2 protein-coding genes and 1 pseudogene are annotated in these 3564 nt (G+C 34.7%); all 3 read left to right on the forward strand.

What is annotated here, in order from left to right; all coding sequences use genetic code 11:
- Positions 1-82: 82 nt before the first annotated feature.
- A pseudogene (locus OZD66_RS02095) lies at positions 83-1651 on the forward strand (ATP-binding protein); the annotation flags it as partial.
- A 90-nt stretch (positions 1652-1741) separates the two neighbouring features.
- Positions 1742-2584, forward strand: coding sequence for a ParA family protein (locus tag OZD66_RS02100; protein ID WP_182367713.1), 843 nt, complete (start codon positions 1742-1744; stop codon positions 2582-2584).
- Complete coding sequence (locus OZD66_RS02105) at positions 2581-3432, forward strand: ParB/RepB/Spo0J family partition protein (RefSeq protein ID WP_182367710.1); 852 nt, start codon at positions 2581-2583, stop codon at positions 3430-3432. Before OZD66_RS02100 ends, OZD66_RS02105 begins: the two co-directional genes overlap by 4 nt.
- Positions 3433-3564: the final 132 nt, after the last annotated feature.

Below are 3564 nucleotides of genomic sequence, written 5' to 3' on the forward strand. Positions count from 1 at the left end.
AAAATTATTAAAGATTACGGAGGAAATATGCTATTTTGATTTGTGTAAAAATTATTGTTGACTTATGTGCAATTAGAGAACCTATAGCTATATATATGGCTTTATAACACCAACCGAATCAAATATTGTTGATTATCAATTACACCCTTGTTTTGCAAATTCATCAATTGCTATTGCACAATGTGACATAAACGGCAACTTTGTAAAGAAAAATACGGCACTAATAAAGCTTGCAGGGTCAGATAATAATTCAATCTTTACGTTGATATTGGATAGTTATCATGTGAAAATACGTGAATATTTTTCGAGTAATAGAATAAATAATGCGTCTTTTGATGTACAGCTCAACGGCGGTAATAACATAAAAATATATTTCAATAAGTTTCTTCATAATAAAATGATCTTCATACTTTGTTATTTTATTGACAATACTGAACACAAAAACCTAGAGATAAAGCTTGAGCATTATCAAAAGATGCAAGCTATAGGGCAGTTAGCAGGTGGTATTGCGCATGATTTCAACAATATATTGACTGGGATAATAGGATTTTGCGATTTGCTTTTACTCCAACACTCAGCTGGTGACCCATCTTTTGGAGATATAATACAGATACAGCAAAATGCAAAGCGTGGATCAAATTTAGTAAGACAATTGCTTGCTTTCTCAAGAAGACAGACCTTGCAGCCAAAAATTATTGATGTAAATAATACTATAGCTAATCTTTATGGAATGATAAAAAGATTAATAGGTGAAAATATAAAATTTAATATTTATTATGGTAGAGACTTGGGTGCTGTTAGGGCTGATCAAGGGCAATTAGAGCAAGTTATACTTAACTTAGCAGTCAATGCTAGTGCTGCTATGGAAAAGGGCGGAGAATTAACTATACGAACCTTTAATCAAAAGATTGACTCATTAAATTCTACACCTCAGGATATGTTTTCTCCAGACAAGGAAGCGATTGAACATGGAAATTATGTTGTGATTGAAGTAATTGATACTGGATGTGGAATGACGAGTGATACAACTGAAAAGATCTTTGATCCATTTTTTTCTACCAAAGATATTACCTCTGGTACAGGTCTTGGCCTCTCTACTGTATATGGCATTATTAAACAAACTGAAGGATACATCTATGTTGCTAGCAAAGTAAATCATGGAACTAAATTTAGCATATTTTTGCCCATGGTTTACATATCAGATGAAAATGATAGAGAGGAAGATAGTGAAGAAACAGAAAAACCGGTAGTAAGTGAAATTAAAGGTAATGGTATAATTTTATTAATCGAAGATGAAGATTCAGTAAGGGAATTCATCTCTAAAGCACTCAAAAGAAAAGGATTTGATGTAATAGAAGCAAGCATAGGCAGCGAGGCGCTAGAAATAATCAGTAAAAAAAGTCAACACATAGATCTTATAATCACTGATGTAATCATGCCAGAGGTGAGCGGCCCAGAAATAGTTAAAGAAGCATTGATCCATAGGCCAAATATCAACGTTATTTTTATTTCTGGGTATGCAGAAGATGCTTTTTTAAAGAGTGATGACATCAATATAGAAGATTTTCACTTTTTGCCAAAACCATTCACTCTGAATGAATTAGGAAACAAGGTTCAAAGTGTGTTACACAAAGTAAAAAAGACAGTCTAATTTTAGTGTGGTTAGCAACAAAAAAATTTTCTAATGCAAAAGTTTCTTGCATATATACAATAGAATTATTTTATACATAAGATAAAAGGCGTGAGCAAGATTATTGCAATAGTAAATCAAAAGGGTGGAGTTGGCAAAACCACAACTAGTATAAATTTGTCGACAGCCTTTGCTGCTGTAGGAAAAAGCACTTTATTGGTAGATTTTGATCCTCAAGGAAATGCTAGCACCGGACTCGGGATTTCTTATCGTAGTAGGGAAGAAAAAAACATATACAAAATACTACTAAGCAGCGAAAATAAATTGATAGAATCGGCAATTTTCAATATAAAGGAAATTCCGAATTTATCGCTAATTTCGTCAGTAGTTGATTTGTCAGCTGCAGAAATTGAATTATCGCAACTTGAGCGAGGAAAATTCGTACTAAAAAGCGCATTGGAGAAGATACGCGATAATTATGAGTATATAATTATCGATTGCCCTCCATCACTTGGGCTTCTGACCATAAATGCTTTGACTGCTGCTAATTCTATTATTGTTCCTCTTCAGTGTGAATTTTTTGCTTTGGAGGGATTAAGCCATTTAGTTAAAACTGTAGAGCTGATAAAAAGAAATAACCTAAACCCTTTTTTGGCAATAGAAGGGATAGTGTTAACAATGTATGACAGGCGCAACAAACTCAGTGAACAGATTAAAAACGATATTTGCCAGTATTTAAATGATAAAGTATACAAAACTATCATCCCATTGTATGAGACTGTTATTCCACGTAACGTACGGTTATCAGAAGCGCCTTCTCATGGAAAACCCGCTATTGTGTATGATCTTAAGTGTCCTGGTGCACAAGCATATATAAGTTTGGCAAGGGAAATTTTAAAAAAGCACGCGAGCAGTTGTAAGGAGAAGAAACTAGTAAGCGAGGGCGTAGTATGAAGGATGATAGACGCCTCGGCAGAGGTCTTGCCGGCCTCATAGGCGATAATTATGATAATAAAGAAGATCGACAAGAGCATTTGCCTATTTCATTACTGCACCCAAGCAAATTTCAACCGAGGAAACATTTTGACGAGGAGTCATTAAGAGAACTTGCAAATTCGATAAAGAAAAGTGGCATTATACAGCCTATCGTGGTACGCAAAGATTCAAATGATGACGGTTATGAAATAATAGCCGGGGAACGTCGTTGGCGAGCAAGCAAGATTGCAAATCTTAATAGTGCACCGGTTATCATAAAAGATCTGAGCGACAAGGAATGCTTGGAAGTATCCATTATTGAAAACATACAAAGGCAAGATATTAATCCAATAGAGGAAGGTGAAGCTTACAGAAAACTGATAGATGAGTTTTTCTATACACATGAGGAATTAGCTTCAGCTATAGGCAAAAGCCGCAGCCACATAACCAATATGATTCGGATGTTGTTGCTCCCTGATAGGGTGAAAACAATGATCAATGAGAAAAAATTGTCTATGGGTCATGCAAGAGCGTTGATTAATGTTGAAAATGCGGAAAGTATTGCAGAAAAAATAGTTTCTCAGGGCTTAAGCGTTAGACAAACTGAAAAACTGATAAAGGACCTACATCAAAACAACAATCAAAAAGAGCAGAGATATACTAGAAATCAAGATATGACAGTAATAGAAGGCGCTATATCTTCTCAACTTGGTTTAAAGATCAAAATTAATGACAACAATTCTAAGGGTAAAGTTATGATACGGTATGATAATCCAAATGAATTGGATTTGATATTGAAAATTTTGAATAGGAAACTTGAGGCATAGCTAGTAGTTGGCTAGCAAAGCAACAAACCAATATCAACTGTTGGTGTCATGAAAGTAGCTGACACTGGAATGGCTTTGTTGCATCGCTAGCTATGATGGATTAAAGATAAAAAAGATGGAGAATATCAGTAG

The organism is Wolbachia endosymbiont of Drosophila baimaii, assembly GCF_028982185.1.
GTDB classification, from domain to species: Bacteria; Pseudomonadota; Alphaproteobacteria; order Rickettsiales; family Anaplasmataceae; genus Wolbachia; species Wolbachia pipientis.

Bases quoted from the DNA above. Each gene is read 5' to 3' on its own strand.
- OZD66_RS02105 (WP_182367710.1), top strand. From the start codon at position 2,581: ATGAAGGATGATAGACGCCTCGGCAGAGGTCTTGCCGGCCTCATAGGC.